Raw genomic sequence first — 16,848 nt, forward strand, 5'->3', positions numbered from 1 at the left:
TCTTTTAGTTCATGTTGTTCTATAGTTGACATCATAGTACCATTGTATTCCAGAAAAGGGCAGCAATCTCTGCTCCACATGAGATTAAACCGCTCCAATCAATCCAATCATTTTGAGGAGCTCAATGCGGTCATCTTTAGAGGCCCGTCATGGATTTCTAATTGAGCATGTAATCCATTCTTTGTATATATCTTGAGTCAGATTCTTCATCCCTTTGTTGCAAAAAGGACCGAGAAGCATGTTCATTGGCAAAAAAAGAACATAAAGTTTCTGAGACTCTTGGACTGGGAGTATCTTCCCTCCTGGATATAAATTCTTGCGCTGCGGAACGTGTATCGGTTGTCTCTTGACCATTGGTATCTTCATCAAAATAATCATCGCTAAACCAACGGCTGGTCAGCCTCTTACTCATAGAGGTAGATGCTGATTCAGCATCAGGAGCATCTTGTTGTCTACTCGAACTTGGCATTTCAGTGTCCGTTGCAGGAGGAGTAATAAGTTTTACTTGCTCTAGATTGCCTAGTTGCTCTGCAAAATTAGAGGGAGTTGCCCAAGGGTCGTTAGCGAAAGACTTGCCTCCAACCTCCAATAAATGCCCTGTAAGGGTAACGCAGTTATATACTTCAGTGTTCTTGGGAGTCCCTGAGAGAAGGCGGTGAACAAAGCCAGATGCTTTTACTCCGGGGAGAAGTTGGTAGCACACCTCTCCCGTATCCAATCCTTCTTTTATCCGAGTGAACTCATTGATCATTTTTTGCTTGTCGACGCCATGTACTACAAATACTTTATCGGGTTCTAATGGTAAAATTTCATCAGGCTGCATGAGATTTGCGAAATCTTCCCTTGGCCTAATCGCTTCTTGCATGCAATCATCTGCTAATTTTGTCGCTAAAGTGGCTCTTAATGGCCATATTGACGTAAGACCTCCAGCAGGGGTTGATTTGGGCCAAATACTCCAATACTGATCATCGCTAAATTTCATTGCGACATGACCAAGGCTATTAAATCCGCTTGACCAAACATAGATGGTGACTGAATCGTCTTCAAATGGGACTGGTTCTATACTAATGCTTTCCTTTTTAGCTAACATAAAGGACTCCTCCCTTTATTGGTTATTTAACAGCAAACCAAACCGATGCTGTTGATGCGAAGAACATCTTTGTTAAAAATTGCTCAGGTGATTATATGGAACAATGGAGCTGGTTGCAAGGTTGTTGCTTGCAGTAATTTGGGTAAGCTTCCTTGAGTACAATGAAAGATATACGCAATACAGAAACCTACTACCCGTTAAAAGAGAAGTAGGTTTAATTAGGTTACACGTCCTGTTAGTTGACCATGGAATCATATCTTGAGCAGTAATCTAGATCCGATTCATCGTCCCTTTGTTTGGCAATGGGCTCACTGCTAAAAAATGATTCAGAACATTCTGACGGTCTTGAAGAGGGGGGATCGTCACTTCTAGATGTTGGCTCTGCTGCTGGTGAGGGTATTTCTACCGGCGCATCTACTTGTTCAGGCTTCTCTACAGAACGGCTATCGTAAGTAGGCCAATCATAATCGTAGCTACTGGAGCTTTGCTGGCTTGGTTTCGTGTTGGAGGGAGTTTCTTCCGAAGTTTCTTGCCAGGTAAAAAAATCTCTTACAGAATTGAACATGCTTCGAAGCAAGCCAGGTGCTTCCTCAGTTGAACTCGGTTTACTTTGCTCTGTAGCTGCAACTGCATCTTCTGTTTTGTTAAACTGAGCAGCAAAATGACTATTGATGCGTGATGGTGCGGGAAAGGACATTATGCCTTCAGGTCTTTTTATACCACCTGCTTCCAGGATTCTACTCACTGCTTCCGCACAATTAATTACGTCAACTTGGGCAATTTCAGAATCAATGATCTCTCTATCGAGCATCTTCAATCCCAGCATCATACTTGAGGTGGAAGAATTAATGTTCAAAACTGCTGTTGCAGCTTTTGTTACAGAACTGGAGCTAAGCTAAAGCTGGCACGGCCTGAATTCATTAATTCGTTTAATTCGTCTATCTTTTCAATAACTGCACCCATATCTTGTATCTGGTCAGTAATGTCATAAGATGCATGTACAGGACTGTCTGAAGTAGAGGGGAACTATGATTTACTGCTTTTGTAGGAAAAATGTACATCGAGCTAATAACAAGAGGCGTAAATGGAGATAACTCCTGACTTGGATAAACACTAATTACGTGTTTTTTACCCTCATGAGTGGCCTCTATTGAAACGTGTCCGGTACCACCAACTTCGGGATGCTTGTGATAATTAATCACTACCTTTGAAGAGGTTTGATCAACCTCAAGTTCAATTTTCTCATGCATAATACACACCGTAAGTTTTAAAAAGCACAGAGTGTATTATAAATGAACAATATTAAGAGGGTATTAAGGGGTACTGCGTGCTCGTCTAAATCATCCTGCATCCAACGATATTGTTATATTGAGTTCAATAAGCTTATCAGCTTAAGATAACCATTTCGTAGTTTTAAAATTCAGAACAGAAATTGATTAATAAGTGGATTTATAATGCAATCAGAAGAAATAATAAATAAAATACCCAATGAAGAGAGGCCAACTCTCTCTGATGAAGCACTGCATGCTCAAGCAAATCAGTATATCGATGAATTTAAACAACTTATCTTTCAGAGTCTTCCCTCAGTCATATCGCAGATTATTGAACGGGAAGTTTGGAAAAAAAGAAATAATCCCTATAAAAATTTTGGCGAATATGCCCTTGAAAAATCATCCGATGGCCTGGGTATTACTAACAATGAAATGTTGTGGTTATTGCGGTCGGCTATGGATGTAAATACGCAGCATGTAGCTCACTGGGGTGATGTTCTTAATGTGGTAGATAACAGTGTCAGGGTTTATGCGAAGGAAAATAAAATCTCTATTAAAGATTTGAATCATGATCTTAGGGAGCAGGATAATACTAATCCTAATCTGCATCAGGAAAACAATATTACCTATTTACCCTCACATTCGAGATCTATTGATGGGCAACTTATGAAGTTAAAAAAGAAAGATCCTCTTGCCTATGAACAGGTGATACAAGGAAAAATGAAGATAAACGAGGCTTGGATCAAAGTTCCCAGAAAACAACAACAACCTATTGAATCAATAAAAAATAAATTTTTTAATTTGTCTCAAGCAGATCGCGAAGCTTTTTTGGAGTGGCTTGAACAAGAAAAAGATAATCTTCAAAATTAGGTCATGTTGACAATTTATCCTCACTGCCTACGTGCCGCGACTTGAAATTTTTTTAAAATATCTGCTTCCGGCCTACTGAGTTTAAATAAATACTTGGTCTCAATTTTAAGACAGCATTCCATTGTTATCCCGATATTTTTTGCATCTCATCATGATCCATAGAAGAAGGGGGGGAGTGCTGCAATGAGTCACTATTTGGCCAATGAGATCACCTGGATCAGGGAGAAAGGATGACATCATATTCCAATTGTAACGTTGGTCTGGGATTGTTCTTGCTAAAATTCGAAGGCAAATTATCGTTCATTTGTTCTAATTTGTTAAGGTAATCATCCTGTTTACTTTGAGTTCGATTTTTAAGATTTATTATACTTTCGCTACTCTTGCTGATTGTGTCTGTGAAGGAAAGCGGTAATTCTGATACTTAGTGCATCAGGAGTAAATTTAGCAGAACAAGCGAGCATTTTATTTACAATCCCGGGAATAATAAACAGTTTGTTTTTCTTGAAGCCTCGATAGGCAGTTGTAGCGATTTGTTCTGTAGATTTTATCCCAATAAAACCTCTAGCTAAAAAGCTATTTTCCATTCCCGCTTCTTTAAAAAAATCGGACTGAGTAGGACCTGGGCAGAGAATGGAAAGGGTAACTCCTGTTCCTTTTAATTCATAAGCCAGTGCTTCCGAAAAAGAGACAACATAACTTTTGGAGGCGTAATATGCTGCCATAAAGGGACCTGGTTGAAAGCCCGCAGTAGAAGCAACTTGGAGTATTTTGCCCTGGCCTTTGTGTACAAATTTTTTAGCAAAATAATAAGTAAGCATCGTCAATGTCGTCATATTGAGTTGTATCAACGAATTTAAATACTCTGCATCCATAGAGACGAAGTGACCAAGGTAACCTATGCCTGCATTATTCACTAAACAATCAATTTCTATGTTGAGGGCCTCGACTTGCTTGAATAAATCAGCAGCTGCTCCGGGGCTACTTAGATCCAATGCAATGACACTTACTTTGACTGAATACTTTTCCTTGATTTGCACAGCGAGTTCTTCCAATAAACGCTGATTCCGTGCGGTTAAAATTAAATCGTGACCGTGGCGTGCAAACTCAAAAGCTAACGCTTGACCAATTCCTCGTGAAGCACCAGTGATGAGAGTAATCATTTGTAAAAGTGAGTAGGTAGTATTCTTTTAATTATATGACTCCTGGTGAAGGATTCAAATTCTTAAAATAGGCGTGGCGTATCGAATCCTAGTTGCAAAACTGATTGTTTAATAAGTATCGATTGATTTTATATGTCTCCAGATTTTAATCAATCGATACGTACCTCGTCGTTTAAAAAACCTCATTATTTATTAATAGGAGGGGGTCAAAACTCTTCTGCTCTCTAAAGTCGGGTCATCATTGGCCCCTTCACTCAACCGCTCATCAAAAAATCTTGGCCCACCTTGTCTGATTTTAGGATGATTAGTTTTGGGAGATTTTTCTGATGTTGGTAATAGAGCTTTATATTGAGGTGCTTCTGAAGTATCGCTTTGACCCATTTTCTCTATGGATGGCTTCTCCATCAGCGAAGAATCTTGAGTTGATTTTTTTCTATTAAAAACGGTAGGCCAAGTAAAAGCTATCGATACGAATACTAAAATGACTGGAGACAATATTGCCATGGTAACGGTTAATGCAAATTTTGCCCCCATTGCTTCTCCAAGGGTTTCGCCAACATGAATTCCGCTTCGGATGCCACCAGCAACTGAATAAGCAAGAGAATCGCCTATCAATGCACATAACTTGAGCATATTGAGGAATCCCTGCTTTAACTTTTGTGCGTCTGTTTGGTCTTCTTCTGGTGGTTGATAAATTGATTCAAATTTTTCTTTGAGATCGACATAGGTTTTCGGGTTAAAGACTTTATATACTTGTGAAAAAGTATTAACAAACATGGTTGTCGAAGTACATATCATCGCAATGACATATGCTAAAAGCGTATCGGGAGTGGCACCTATAGCGTTAAAAAACTTATTAACCCCTGATACAGTAGTAAACCAGGTTAACGTTGCATAAACAGCTAAAAAGATCGTACTGACGAGTCCTAATAAGACACATCGCAGAAGACCATAGGGTTTTTTATAATCTTCAATAAAAAGATTTTTAAATTTGGTATAATTTTCACGTATGCCTACCGCTTGAAACGAATAAAAAGAAATCGCAGCGATCACCGATAATCCGATTGTAACTGCCATAACTAGAGGGTTAGAGATGAGCAGACCTGCCCCCAAAAAAGTGAGAAGTCCTACGAGACCAGCATATCCAGTAATACCGGCAGAAATGCAGGCCAACAAGGTCACCATACCAAACAATAATTTCTGACCTCTGTCGAGTATTGTTTTTTCCTGTGCATTTTCTTCAGGGGTCTTGAATGTTTTCTGTTTGCTCGGTTGAAAGCCAGCACTATCCAGCATCGCTTGCCCACGACTTAATAAACATACTATTCCGTTACATAAGGAAAGTACTATCGCTAAGCCGAGGCTAAAGCCAAAGGGAGCTCCTAAAGTACTTAATAATCCCAGGCAAAATACCATACACAGCGCCATGGAGGTAACAACCTTACCAATGACTAAGGGCACACCTTTTATCAACCTATTTTTATTTTGCTCGGGGGTTCTTGTAAATTCTTGGCCATTCCAAGAGCAGGTAGCAATTTGTAAGACCTCTTGTTTGGATAATCTTTTTCCACCCGAAAGTATCTCTCCCCACTTAAAGGTCAGGAAACTCCAAAAATAGTGGGAAAAAGGACGTATTAGAATATCTGTTATGCGAAGATCACCATTTAGAATGGCTTGTTGAACTTTAGCTGATTCTTTGGTGTTAAATTGATATTGGTTGAACGAGGCAATAATCCAATCTTTTTGAGTACGAAATTTTCTTTTTAAAACCATGATGACTTCTGGTTTATAAAGAGTAGAATCGATTTGATCTTGTTCTAATATATCAATTATTTCATTCATTTCGACAAATCCTTTTTTAATACAGGTTGCGTAGCTTATTTATAATTTCACAAGAATTCCATTAAATTTTTAAAAAATTAATTATCAATAGGTACGAACCTTTATCATTTTCGTTAGAAAGGATTTGACATAGTGTCCAAGTTACATTCTAATCGTATTTTTTATCATGATATGGACAATCATGGGCTTTTTGAAATTTCTAAAACCTGCACCTTATCTTCATGAAATTCAAGATAAAACCATTGTCAAACAGCAGTATCGGTATTGGCGTATTCGTACTTTTTATGCAATGTATATAGGGTATGCTTTGTTTTATTTTACGCGCAAAAGTTTTACCTTCGCGATGCCTGCATTACAAAGTACTTTGGGGATGTCCAAAACAGAACTGGGAATGATTGCAAGTATTTTGAGTTTAAGTTATGGCATCAGCAAATTTTTGAGTGGAATTCTCGGTGATAAGTCAAACCCTCGTTATTTAATGGCGATTGGACTCATTTTGACAGGTATTTGTAATATCTTGTTTGGATTGTCTTCTACCTGGTGGTTATTTGCTATTTTTTGGGGATTGAATGGTTGGTTTCAAGGCTGGGGATGGCCAGGATGTACTAAATTATTGACCCATTGGTATTCTCAATCCGAACGTGGCCGTTGGTGGAGTATTTGGAATACATCACATAACGTTGGTGGTGCATTAATTCCATTGATTGTTGCTGTATGTGCGCAGTATTTCGGCTGGCGTTCAGCCATGTATGTGCCTGGAATCATCTGCATTTTAGGCGGTATTTTTTTAATCAATCGTTTAAGGGATACCCCGCAATCGCTTGGTTTACCTGCGATAGAGGAATATCGAGAAGATTTTTCTGGTTCATCAAGCCACCACCCAGAAAAAACAGAACTTTCAGTCAAAGAAATTCTTTGGAATTATGTGTTAAGTAATCCTTATATTTGGATATTGTCCATTTCTTATTTGTTTATTTATATTGTTCGCACGGCACTGAATGACTGGAGCATGTTGTATTTAACGGAAGTGAAGGACTATTCCTTAATCACAGCAGGTAGTTGTATCATCTGGTTTGAGGTTGGTGGCTTTTTCGGAAATCTGGTTGCCGGCTGGCTTTCTGATAAAGTATATCAAGGTAAACGCAACCCGATTAATATTCTCTTTACTGCAGGGGTATTTGTCACTTTGTTGTTATTTTCATTGACCAAGGCATATACCCCATTTCTCGACTCATTATTTCTCTTTTTCTTTGGTTTTTTTATCTTTGGTCCCCAAATGATGATTGGTATGGCCTGTGCGGAGTTAACCCATAAAAAAGCAGCGGCAACTTCAACCGGCTTTGCGGGATTTTTTGCCTATTGTTTAGGTGCTGTCCTGGCTGGTGCTCCTTTGGGTGCAATTATTAAAAACTACGGCTGGGATAATTTCTTCCTTACATTATTTATTTGCTGCCTGATTCCATTTTTTATGATGCTGCCACTCTGGCACGTGAAATCACATCCAAGAGTTCGTAAATCAGACTTTTCAGGAACATCTGAGTTTGCTTCGTGAGGCGCCTGCCAAGGTGAGCCAACACCAATAAAGGATGGTGTAAGTAAATGTAGGCTGGGTCGAAAAGCCCAGCATCTTCAACTCATCCAATTGGTAATGTTCAAGAGAAATCTATTAGAGAATAGAAATCATCGCTGGGCTTTTCAGCCCAGCCTACGTTAAACCAAGACTAATTCATTCTGGGCGACTTAATTAAAAGACGGCGCCTAAGGCCTTGTTTATTGCCTTCATTTTGACCAAATATGCTACAATTATTTCATTATTTATAAAAACAGGTATGAATCATGTATATTAAACAAGAAGTAAGGAAATCGAAACAAGCAGAATCATCACCAGCCAATCAATTCTTTGAAGTTGACCTTATTAAAAATACAGTAAATTTAATGTCAGGGTATGTTTCTTCGGCTCAAGCAGCAATTACCATGCGAAAAGTTACAGTAGACCCAAACAAATTATTAGCAGATGTTGGGATGGAATTTGATAGCATGGACGACCCAATTTTAAGAGCAAACTTTTTGTTTAAAGCGATGCTGCTTGGAAATTTTCATAAGCTTATTGTACTTAAAAATAGTTCTAAGCTTGAGCCGCTTACGTTAATCAGCTCTTTGAATGAGGCGGGAATTAAACTATTAGATGAAAAAAGTTTACATGAACTAGAAAAAATTATTAAGAAAGCTACCAACATACGGATCGAAAAAATTTTAGGTACTGATGTCAGTAAACCAGCTCGCTATGTACTCGCTATCCAGTGCCCAGGTGAAGACAATTTTGAACTAGAAATTGCCGATATAGGCCGCTTAGGATTAATGGTTAAGCAAATCATCACACCCAAACTGGCAATGCCCTATGCAGATTGGGACGATGAGGTCGAAATGGGGGAGTATCGAAAAATTTTTTTAAAAGAATACAATCTCAGTGGGTTTCAAACTATTTTTAATGGTCATTTTTCTATTTCGTCTCAGCACCCACGATTTTATATGGAAAATAGTGATGAAGAAAAAAAACTTCTCTCTGCATATGGTAATCTCGAAATTGCCTATTATTTGCTGACTCAAGAAAATGTGACTGACGAGGATTACGATACAGCAAAACAATTTTTTGCCAAAGCGGTTTTTGCGTTTAATAAATTTTATTTTTCTGGTGGCAATGTCAGTATGCATTTGGCATACATCGTCTCTCCGATGTTGGCAACGATGAATTTGCTGGCCAGCAGAGAAAAAAACCAGAATACAGTTGAATGCATTAAAATTTTGGAAGCAGCGAGTATTTTCCATGATGTTTTTTTAGAGAAAATGAAAGAAATTTATAAAGATAAATTTGGACAAGTTAGCTTTGACTTTCTAAACGAATCAGCCAAACTGGAACAATTATGCCAAGAGGTGGTAAATCAGATTAAAAGTTCTCAATCAGCATCATTGGCTAATATGTTTTTTAACGCCAAAAATATATCTCTGGGAATGAAATGCAATCTTTTGGATGGGTTGCAGCTAACCAATGAAGAAAGACAAAAGATACTGCAAAATTTAGCGATACAAGCGGATGCATTGTGGTATCAAGCGGACATTAAAGAAAAAAGGTTAATGATTTTAAAAGTGTACCAACCCTTAATTGAGTTAATGAATAAAAAAGAACTGGAATCGTTACTTAACTCATCAGAGGCTTCAATCGAAATCAAGACAATGATTTGCCGAAATTTAGTTGGTAGAACCGATATGACTGACGTTAAGGCAGTAGATCATTTAATAAAACTTATTAATGATTTTCGTATTACTCTTAAAGAAACGAAATTAGACGAAAACAATTTAAAAGATAAAGAGGAACTATGCGGTATTCTGCATCATTTATTAGCGATTCAGATGAATTTTGATTGTGGATTCGAGGAGGTAGTTTTAACTGATGAGTATTTAGATAAATTAATTGTTCAATGGAGTCAATTTCCAAACGACAAGAAACAAGAAAAAAAACAAGAAGAATCCATTGAGAAAAAAGAACAAAGGCCGGGACTGTTTTCCCAAACTGAATATCAGCGGGTGCAGCTACAACAAATCCAAAAAGAAAAAGCGATTAAATATTATTTAGAAACTGTACCCCCTATGTTAGATAAGTTATCTACGCAAGTAGTACAAACTCAAGGTTTACTTTCAAAATTAAAAGAAACCATGGCTCATGTAATAGATAAAGAAGAATTTCATTCAACCTATTTTCCAGATAAGGAGGATAAAGAGCAACTCGAATCACCGTTAATTACAAACGTTAATTCATGCCTTGGGATGCTTAAAGAGTTAGAAGACATGTTTAAAAAAAATCATGATATTATCATGGAGCTAAAAAGAAAAAATCATCCCCAGGCAGATGATCGATATGATCCATTGCACGAGAATGTGCAACAAATAATTGCCGCCGCAAAGTCAAGTACTACTTATAATCTTGACGTTCAAGTGATTAAGCTTGAGAAACTGTTTGCTAAAGCGAATGAGCAATTTAGACAATTGTCTACCGAATTGGGTGTGAAAAATAGATCACTCAAAGACATCTACAATGATTCTTTAAAACCGGCTGAGAAAACTTATTTAGAAATGGAAAAACTCGCTGGCGAATATTTAGAATTAGCTAAAAAATTAGATGCTATTGTGGAAGATAGTATACAAAAAGTAAATAATCAGGAATATTATCCTATACAACAGATTCCGTCGCAAAACTAATTACAGAGGCTTTGTGGTTCTAATGTAATGAACCATCATACCGACTAAGTTGGTAATTTATAGTAACCAGCATAGTCGGTGGGATGGTTCACTACATGACAATGGATAAATACAGTTCGTATTGACCATGGGTATTGGAGAGTAAGAATTTTTGAGTTGTGTTGATATCCCAAGTCGCTGGTGCTGATTTTTGATTAGGTACACTCCATTGCGAATGTAAAATTCCTTTTTCATTTTTTAATTCAATACGAATTGATCCAATAATATCATCTGGATTTAAAGGTTTTGAGTCTTGATCCATCAGAGATACAATCAAAATAACTTTTTCTTCGTTTTTGATGGGTTCAGACCATAGAGGAGTTGACTTAAGAGTATTGATTTTTGATGGTGGCAAATGAAGTGGAAACTCTGGGATGCGAATATATTTCATTGGCTGTTTGGCTCGTAATACACTGATATCAAAATATAAATCATCACCCAACCACTCTCCCTTTTTTATCATTTTAATTTGATTCAAGATAAGCTTAGGAGATAGCTCCTGATCATTCACTGCGAAAGCCATGGATGAGAAACAAAAAACAACAAGTACACACCAACGTAGCCATTTCATTTGCTGACTCCTGTCAATAATTTTTTGCATACCCATAACCATTTGTAGGGGCTGCTTATATTCAGTATGGTATAAACCAGTAATAATGGCTATAAATCAATATCCGATCACATAATAAATAATAAAAACACCTTAAGCATTAGCGTTTGGGGGTAATTGGCGACGGCGTGATTAATATAAAAATTAAGCATGGATAGGGCTCGTTGCAAAAAAAACGAGATGCGCAGAGTGGTGAATCGAGTCATTTCCCTGATGTGGATTAAATGGACATGTTAAGAAAATCCGATTTTTTTACATAATGAAGCTGCACAAGCAAGCGTAGTACGGATGAAGTGAAACGAGATTCCGTGATCTTTGAAGCCCAATATCCCGGATTACGGCTGCACCTGCATCCGGGCTGCGCTTGCTGTCGAATCTAAACTAAGGTTAGAATTAATATTAAACAGTTGTAGTAATTATTATGACCAGAATTTATATATTTGGACCCTCTTGTAGTGGAAAATCAACCCTTAGCATAGAATTAAAAAACATATTTGGCGATGAATGTGAGTACATTGATCGTGACGACCTTATAGAGCAAAAAATATGTCCAGAAGAGATGGCAGACCTTACTGTGGATGAAATAGTCAAGGATATTGAAAAAACAGTTATAGTTGATTCGCAGATTCCTTGGCGAGAGAAAAAGGATGGTGAGCTTTTTTTTCTCCTTTTTCCACCGCTTCAAATTCTTTTAGCGCGTAATGAGAAAAGAAATGAAAACCTCAACCGCGCTCGATCACGTTCAGAAATCTGCAAACAATTTGTAATCGAGACTTATGAAGCATTAGATAAAATATCAAAAGAACAGTTCGATGCTGTTTTTGATTCATCGTATGTCACAATATACGAAATAGCGGATGAAATTGTACAAATTATCCAAAATAAAAAACGTATATCAAATATTATCTAATGATTCATAAAACAAGTTAATACAGCAAGCGTAGCCCGAATGAAGTGCAGCGAGATCCCTGATCTTTGAAGCCCAAAAGCCCGGATTAGAGCTGTACTCGCCTCCGGGATATGCTAGTTTGTTCCAATTTATTGGGGATTTTGTCCAGGAGAAGCGAATCCATTGTGGTCAAAATGGATGGAGCAAGCATAACGATATGCTGATTTTTTAGGAACTTCTTTTCCATTCCTAGTCATATCGACATTGGTATAACGACAAAGAATGCTTTTTCCCTTACGATATAAATGCCCTGCAGCCCCTTCTTCTTGCACCTTAGAACCTGTGAGTTCATTGTAGAGTTTTTTTGCCTGCTTACCATGGATATTAAATTGCATGGCATAGGATGTTGATATGCTGAAAAGGTAAATTGAAGTAAAAAAGAAGACAACTTTTGCTAAAAATTTCATACTAACTCTCCCTTTATTTGCACTGCGTATTTGGATAAGCTCATGTTCCATGAGCATGATCCATTATATGATGATTTTAGACCTCATACTCAATCCAGGTGTTTGTTTACCCACTTTACTAAATCTTGTGAACTTATGACACCGGCATTTCTCGCAATTTCTTTGCCGTGACGGAAAAGAACGAGCATGGGGATACTCTGAATCGTAAAGCGTGAGGCTAGATAGGGTTGTGCTTCAGTATCAACTTTGGCGAGCCTTACCCTGGGTTCCAGAAGGCGTGCTGCAGATTCGAATTGTGGTGCCATCATTTTGCATGGGCCACACCATTGAGCCCAAAAATCAATCAGCACAGGGATATCATTCCGTTCGATATGGCGATCAAATTGATCCTGTTGCAAACTTATCGGTTTACCATTAAAAAGCGACTGTTGGCACTTTCCACAATTTGGATGTTGACTCAAACGCGAGGAAGGTACTCGGTTAATTGTATTACAATGAGGACAAACAACATGCAAACTTGTATTCATGAGTTAAACTCTCATAGAACTAATGAGTGAATGGGTATTGTAACGTATCATAAACTGGTACAAAGCTATAGAGCCGGAAAAGACAAAAAGCAGGGACAAAAGCGACTCGTGGGGCACCCGTGTCATTGCTGAGCCAGCGCTGTCCTCGCCTCACTTTCCCTGATTGGGGCTCTGGTTACATACGAAGCAAAATGGATGGTGAACGATACATAGGAGTATCTATTCTTATGATTTTGCTTAAGCATCAGGGCTGCGCACAAGAAGTACTGGTGTTGTGGCAATTCGAACAACATTCTCCGCCACGCTACCCAGAAAGAGACGACTAAAGCCACGCCGGCCATGCGTGCCGATCATTAATAAATCAGCAGGCCATTCTTTTGCTGCGTCAACAATTACCTCAGCTACTCTTCCCTGAAATGGCTTTAATTCCAAAATGAATGTTTCAGGTTTGATAGATGATTGCTTCGCTATTTTTTTTGCAGCATTAGCTAATATCTTTTCCCCATCTTTCTTCCAAGCAGCAATAATTGAAAGATAGTCAAAAGAAGGTCCACCATAACGAATACCGCTTTCATCAATAACATGGATAATCCGCAGCTTAGGGCTCTGGTCTTTAGTGAGTTTAATTACTTCGTCTACTAAGGAGTCAGATACCTTGCTCCCATCAAGTGCTAGCATAATATTCTGATACATTATAATGGCTCCTTGCCCGTAATCACTTCACTGAAATTGTAGCAAGCGTAGTCTGGGCTGAAAAGCCCAGTCTTCGTTTGCTTTTAACTCGCTTCAAGTGCAAGCATGTTCCCAAATGGGTGAGTACTCCAATTGCATTATTTGGGGTTGCTGCATCAGAGATTAATCGAGCTGATGTACATTTGTATCCCTCTTCTCTAATCCCTTATCGGGAATATGACAAAAACTTAGGCATCAGAAATGAGCAATAATATCCATTGCACCTAAAACAGTATAACGTTTGCTTGGAGGAATCCCTGCATTCACATTGCCATTAAATGCATTCCTATCCAGTGCATAATCGTAATCAATTTCTGGACGCAGTTCGATTTGTGGTGATAGCCAATGTTGCCAACCAAGTCCAAAGTTAAGATAACGAGTTTTTACACCGGTACGTTGTCCCTGTTTGTCGTCATAAAATTCAGGTCTCAATGAAATATTATCGAGAGGGGAGAATTGATAATTAATGTAGGCTACGGTAGCCAATACTGAAGCCGTACAAGTAAGCGCATTAGTGTTATTACATTGTGCTGCATTGGGTGCGTTAAAAGGAATATACTCTGGCGAAAAAGGGGTTCCTCCAACGGCAATGGCGGCAGCTGCAATAGGATTGTTGATGTTAGCCACCTTATGTTGATGGAGTGTGTAAAGCTCATAGGCAATATGCCAACGATCATTGAATTTATGATAAAAAGTGAATCCATACCACTGTAGATTATTGTAACCCCATACGCCATTATTAATACCATCCATACAAGGATAGAACGTATCTTTGCCATCATTCCAGGTAATGCGAGCACAGGCAACGGCTGATACTCTAGCTCCTGGATCTTTGAGAAAAGTTGAATCTGGATATAAAGGATTGGGAGCAGGATTCTTTACTTTCTTCCCTATATTCCAAATCGCGGTATCAGTTCCTCCGACTAGACCTAACTGGAAGATGACATTTTTGGCTACCGCTAAACTCGCAACAAGCCCTTCGTTGGTATAGTTATCAAAAGTGTAAGTCATGGAGTGTGAGTACATGTAATTATTTGGTGCAAGTTGCGCTTCAATATCAGGGATTGAGATATAACGTCCAACTCGAAACAGTAATCCTTGAGCTACATTAGGGATATATAACTCACCATAAACCATAGGAAAGTCATAGCCATAAACCGAGTTGTTATTTAAAAGCTGATAACTGGCAATTCCGTATGCCGTGGTATAGCGGTAGTTTTCCCCATAAATTCCCGATAGCCTAAAACCCCAATCAATATGGCTTGTTTGAACCGTATCGGGAACACGCTCAATATAAAGCACTGCTTGATCCAGCTGTACCGTATTAGGCGTGTACATATAGGCCATAGGTGCATTACCACCTGGCTTTACTGTATTGGTACTAATATTGCCTCCGCCATTGACCCAACCGTATGCTTGAATGTGGTTTTTTTGTAACCATTTTCCAGTCGAGGTATTAGCAATGCCAACCATAAATGGACTATCAACGGCATTAGGTAGGCTTACGCCTAAAGCCGTGGTAGCACCATAAGGCCATTCTGTAAAAGGCATTGGTGGTGTGGACTCTGGGGTTGCTGGCCAACCTACTCTATGAGAGGAGGGGGCATGAGGATCAGATGGTGTTGTTGCATGTCCCATTTCCAACTCATAATAACGAATAAAACGTGTAAAAAAAACTTCCCCTAAATAGCTATCCAAACACGCATAGTTATTATAAGGGTCACATTTTGATAGGGTTTGATCGGGTATTGTTCTATCTTTTGCCCAGACTGAGGGTGTAGTTGTTGTAGCCAAAATGAGATAAAAGAACACTTCTAAAAAAATAACGCTTCTCAAATTAACATCCTGTAAAAACATACAAATTAATCTTTTGAATAAAATAACAGAGTAATGTAGTGAATAATAGTTAACGTTCAAACAAAAACAGCGATATAAATACTTGCAGTTCACATTTTTATCTTTCTCCAGAGAAGTTCCCCACAATTTTGAAGTGGGTTGAATGTGCCTGCAGCATAAGGTGAGTACGATCATTAATTCTGGCAATCACATGTGCTTGGCTATACGGTGAACCATTTCCCGTAACCAACGATGCCCAGGATCAACATCATCTTTTTGGTGCCAATATTGATAGCAATTAAAACGGTCAACCTCAAAGGGTACTGAAGCAATACTTAATGGTATCAACTGAGCCAGCTTTTCAGCTACCTGGCGAATACTTAAGGTCAGATAAAGCGAGTCATTTAAAACAAGTAAAGGCATGATCCCCTGTCCTAAGGTAATAGAAACCCGTTTATCATGTCCTAGCCGACGTAAATAGCGATCGAAATAATTGTAAAAAGGAGTTTCTCGTAATGAAAATTGAATTAATGGGTACTTAAATAGCTCTTCCATGCAAATTTTGCCTTTTTTGATTCCCGGATGGTTTCTGCCCCCAACGATGACGGCTTCATCCTGAAACAATTTTTGTTGCTTTAAGTTTTCTGGAACTCCTTCAAACATACCAATCATTAAATCAATATCACCCGACTCAAACACTTCCACGGTATTTAAATAACTCGGATGTTTGATATTCAATTTTACTCCGGGAGCTTCTTGCTCCAATCGTTGTATCAAGCTTGGAGTCAATAAAATAGACATCAAATCAGTCATACCAATTGAGAAGCTTCGTTCTGAAATTAAGGGATTAAAGAGTTCGGTAGTGTTAAATAGTGTTTCAATCAGTGAGAGTGCTTGTCGGGTTTTGCCGATTAACGAGTGCGCTAAGGGAGTCAATTGCATGATGTTGCCTTGGCCGCGAACCAGTAAATCATCATGGAACTGCTCACGCAGTTGCTTCAAATAAACACTCATTGAGGACTGGCTTATACCCATTTTTTTACTGGCAAGAGTTAGATGACGACAGGTTAATAACGCATGCAGTGCGCGAAGTAAATTGAGATTAAGTTTATCCATAAATAGCGGACCTAATTGTAATTCATTTTGATGTTTATTAAAACACCAAGCCCAATCTCCCGCTATTTAAAAGCTTAATTTCAATCAAATTCTTCGCGCGGGCGAGGGCTTATCCACTGTAAACTTGCTGTGGTAGTTGGTAAAT

Annotated in this window: 15 protein-coding genes; 4 read left to right on the plus strand and 11 right to left on the minus strand. The window is 38.4% G+C overall.

Annotation, left to right across the window (positions count from 1 at the left end; all coding sequences use genetic code 11):
* Positions 1 to 157: 157 nt before the first annotated feature.
* The 3 genes from EL022_RS06050 to EL022_RS06060 form a co-directional block, all read right to left on the minus strand.
* Positions 158 to 1,090 (minus strand): hypothetical protein, encoded by a 933-nt coding sequence (locus tag EL022_RS06050; protein WP_028381252.1) that lies wholly within the window; start codon positions 1,088 to 1,090, stop codon positions 158 to 160.
* A 235-nt stretch (positions 1,091 to 1,325) separates the two neighbouring features.
* Positions 1,326 to 1,901, minus strand: coding sequence for a hypothetical protein (locus EL022_RS06055; RefSeq protein WP_126325122.1), 576 nt, complete (start codon positions 1,899 to 1,901; stop codon positions 1,326 to 1,328).
* Between the two features lie 127 nt (positions 1,902 to 2,028).
* The gene (locus EL022_RS06060) at positions 2,029 to 2,340 is read right to left on the minus strand and encodes a hypothetical protein (protein ID WP_126325124.1); all 312 of its coding nucleotides are present in this window, start codon (positions 2,338 to 2,340) and stop codon (positions 2,029 to 2,031) included.
* Between the two features lie 204 nt (positions 2,341 to 2,544).
* Here EL022_RS06060 and EL022_RS06065 point away from each other — a divergent pair, with 204 nt between their 5' ends.
* Entirely contained in the window at positions 2,545 to 3,231 is a 687-nt protein-coding gene (locus EL022_RS06065; RefSeq protein WP_028381250.1) for a hypothetical protein, read from the plus strand.
* Between the two features lie 374 nt (positions 3,232 to 3,605).
* Here the strand turns inward: EL022_RS06065 and EL022_RS06070 are convergent, their stop codons facing one another.
* Complete coding sequence (locus EL022_RS06070; protein ID WP_028381249.1) at positions 3,606 to 4,391, minus strand: SDR family NAD(P)-dependent oxidoreductase; 786 nt, start codon at positions 4,389 to 4,391, stop codon at positions 3,606 to 3,608.
* Positions 4,392 to 4,583: 192 nt separating this feature from the next.
* Positions 4,584 to 6,233 (minus strand): hypothetical protein, encoded by a 1,650-nt coding sequence (locus tag EL022_RS06075; RefSeq protein WP_028381248.1) that lies wholly within the window; start codon positions 6,231 to 6,233, stop codon positions 4,584 to 4,586.
* Between the two features lie 181 nt (positions 6,234 to 6,414).
* Between EL022_RS06075 and pgtP the strand changes: the two genes are divergently transcribed.
* Together pgtP and EL022_RS06085 are read left to right on the plus strand one after the other, a co-directional pair.
* On the plus strand, positions 6,415 to 7,785 hold the full coding sequence (gene pgtP / locus EL022_RS06080) for an MFS transporter (RefSeq protein WP_028381247.1): 1,371 nt from the start codon (positions 6,415 to 6,417) through the stop codon (positions 7,783 to 7,785).
* Positions 7,786 to 8,069: 284 nt separating this feature from the next.
* Positions 8,070 to 10,487, plus strand: coding sequence for a hypothetical protein (locus tag EL022_RS06085; protein ID WP_028381246.1), 2,418 nt, complete (start codon positions 8,070 to 8,072; stop codon positions 10,485 to 10,487).
* Positions 10,488 to 10,578: 91 nt separating this feature from the next.
* On the opposite strand, the gene EL022_RS06090 is transcribed toward EL022_RS06085, so the two are convergent.
* Positions 10,579 to 11,097, minus strand: coding sequence for a hypothetical protein (locus tag EL022_RS06090; protein ID WP_028381245.1), 519 nt, complete (start codon positions 11,095 to 11,097; stop codon positions 10,579 to 10,581).
* Between the two features lie 460 nt (positions 11,098 to 11,557).
* Here EL022_RS06090 and EL022_RS06095 point away from each other — a divergent pair, with 460 nt between their 5' ends.
* The gene (locus tag EL022_RS06095; RefSeq protein ID WP_051544458.1) at positions 11,558 to 12,046 is read left to right on the plus strand and encodes a DEAD/DEAH box helicase family protein; all 489 of its coding nucleotides are present in this window, start codon (positions 11,558 to 11,560) and stop codon (positions 12,044 to 12,046) included.
* A gap of 128 nt (positions 12,047 to 12,174) precedes the next feature.
* On the opposite strand, the gene EL022_RS06100 is transcribed toward EL022_RS06095, so the two are convergent.
* The 5 genes from EL022_RS06100 to EL022_RS06120 all read right to left on the minus strand — a co-directional run bounded on the left by EL022_RS06100 (position 12,175) and on the right by EL022_RS06120 (position 16,703).
* On the minus strand, positions 12,175 to 12,492 hold the full coding sequence (locus EL022_RS06100; protein ID WP_028381244.1) for a hypothetical protein: 318 nt from the start codon (positions 12,490 to 12,492) through the stop codon (positions 12,175 to 12,177).
* Between the two features lie 89 nt (positions 12,493 to 12,581).
* Entirely contained in the window at positions 12,582 to 13,019 is a 438-nt protein-coding gene (trxC, locus tag EL022_RS06105) for a thioredoxin TrxC (RefSeq protein ID WP_028381243.1), read from the minus strand.
* A gap of 237 nt (positions 13,020 to 13,256) precedes the next feature.
* Entirely contained in the window at positions 13,257 to 13,712 is a 456-nt protein-coding gene (locus EL022_RS06110) for a universal stress protein (protein WP_028381242.1), read from the minus strand.
* 234 nt (positions 13,713 to 13,946) lie between these two features.
* The gene (locus EL022_RS06115; RefSeq protein WP_197718072.1) at positions 13,947 to 15,587 is read right to left on the minus strand and encodes an outer membrane beta-barrel protein; all 1,641 of its coding nucleotides are present in this window, start codon (positions 15,585 to 15,587) and stop codon (positions 13,947 to 13,949) included.
* 207 nt (positions 15,588 to 15,794) lie between these two features.
* Positions 15,795 to 16,703: a LysR family transcriptional regulator gene (locus tag EL022_RS06120; RefSeq protein ID WP_028381240.1), complete on the minus strand. Its 909-nt coding sequence runs from the start codon at positions 16,701 to 16,703 to the stop codon at positions 15,795 to 15,797.
* Positions 16,704 to 16,848 lie beyond the last annotated feature (145 nt).

Source organism: Legionella cherrii, from assembly GCF_900635815.1.
GTDB classification, from domain to species: Bacteria; Pseudomonadota; Gammaproteobacteria; order Legionellales; family Legionellaceae; genus Legionella; species Legionella cherrii.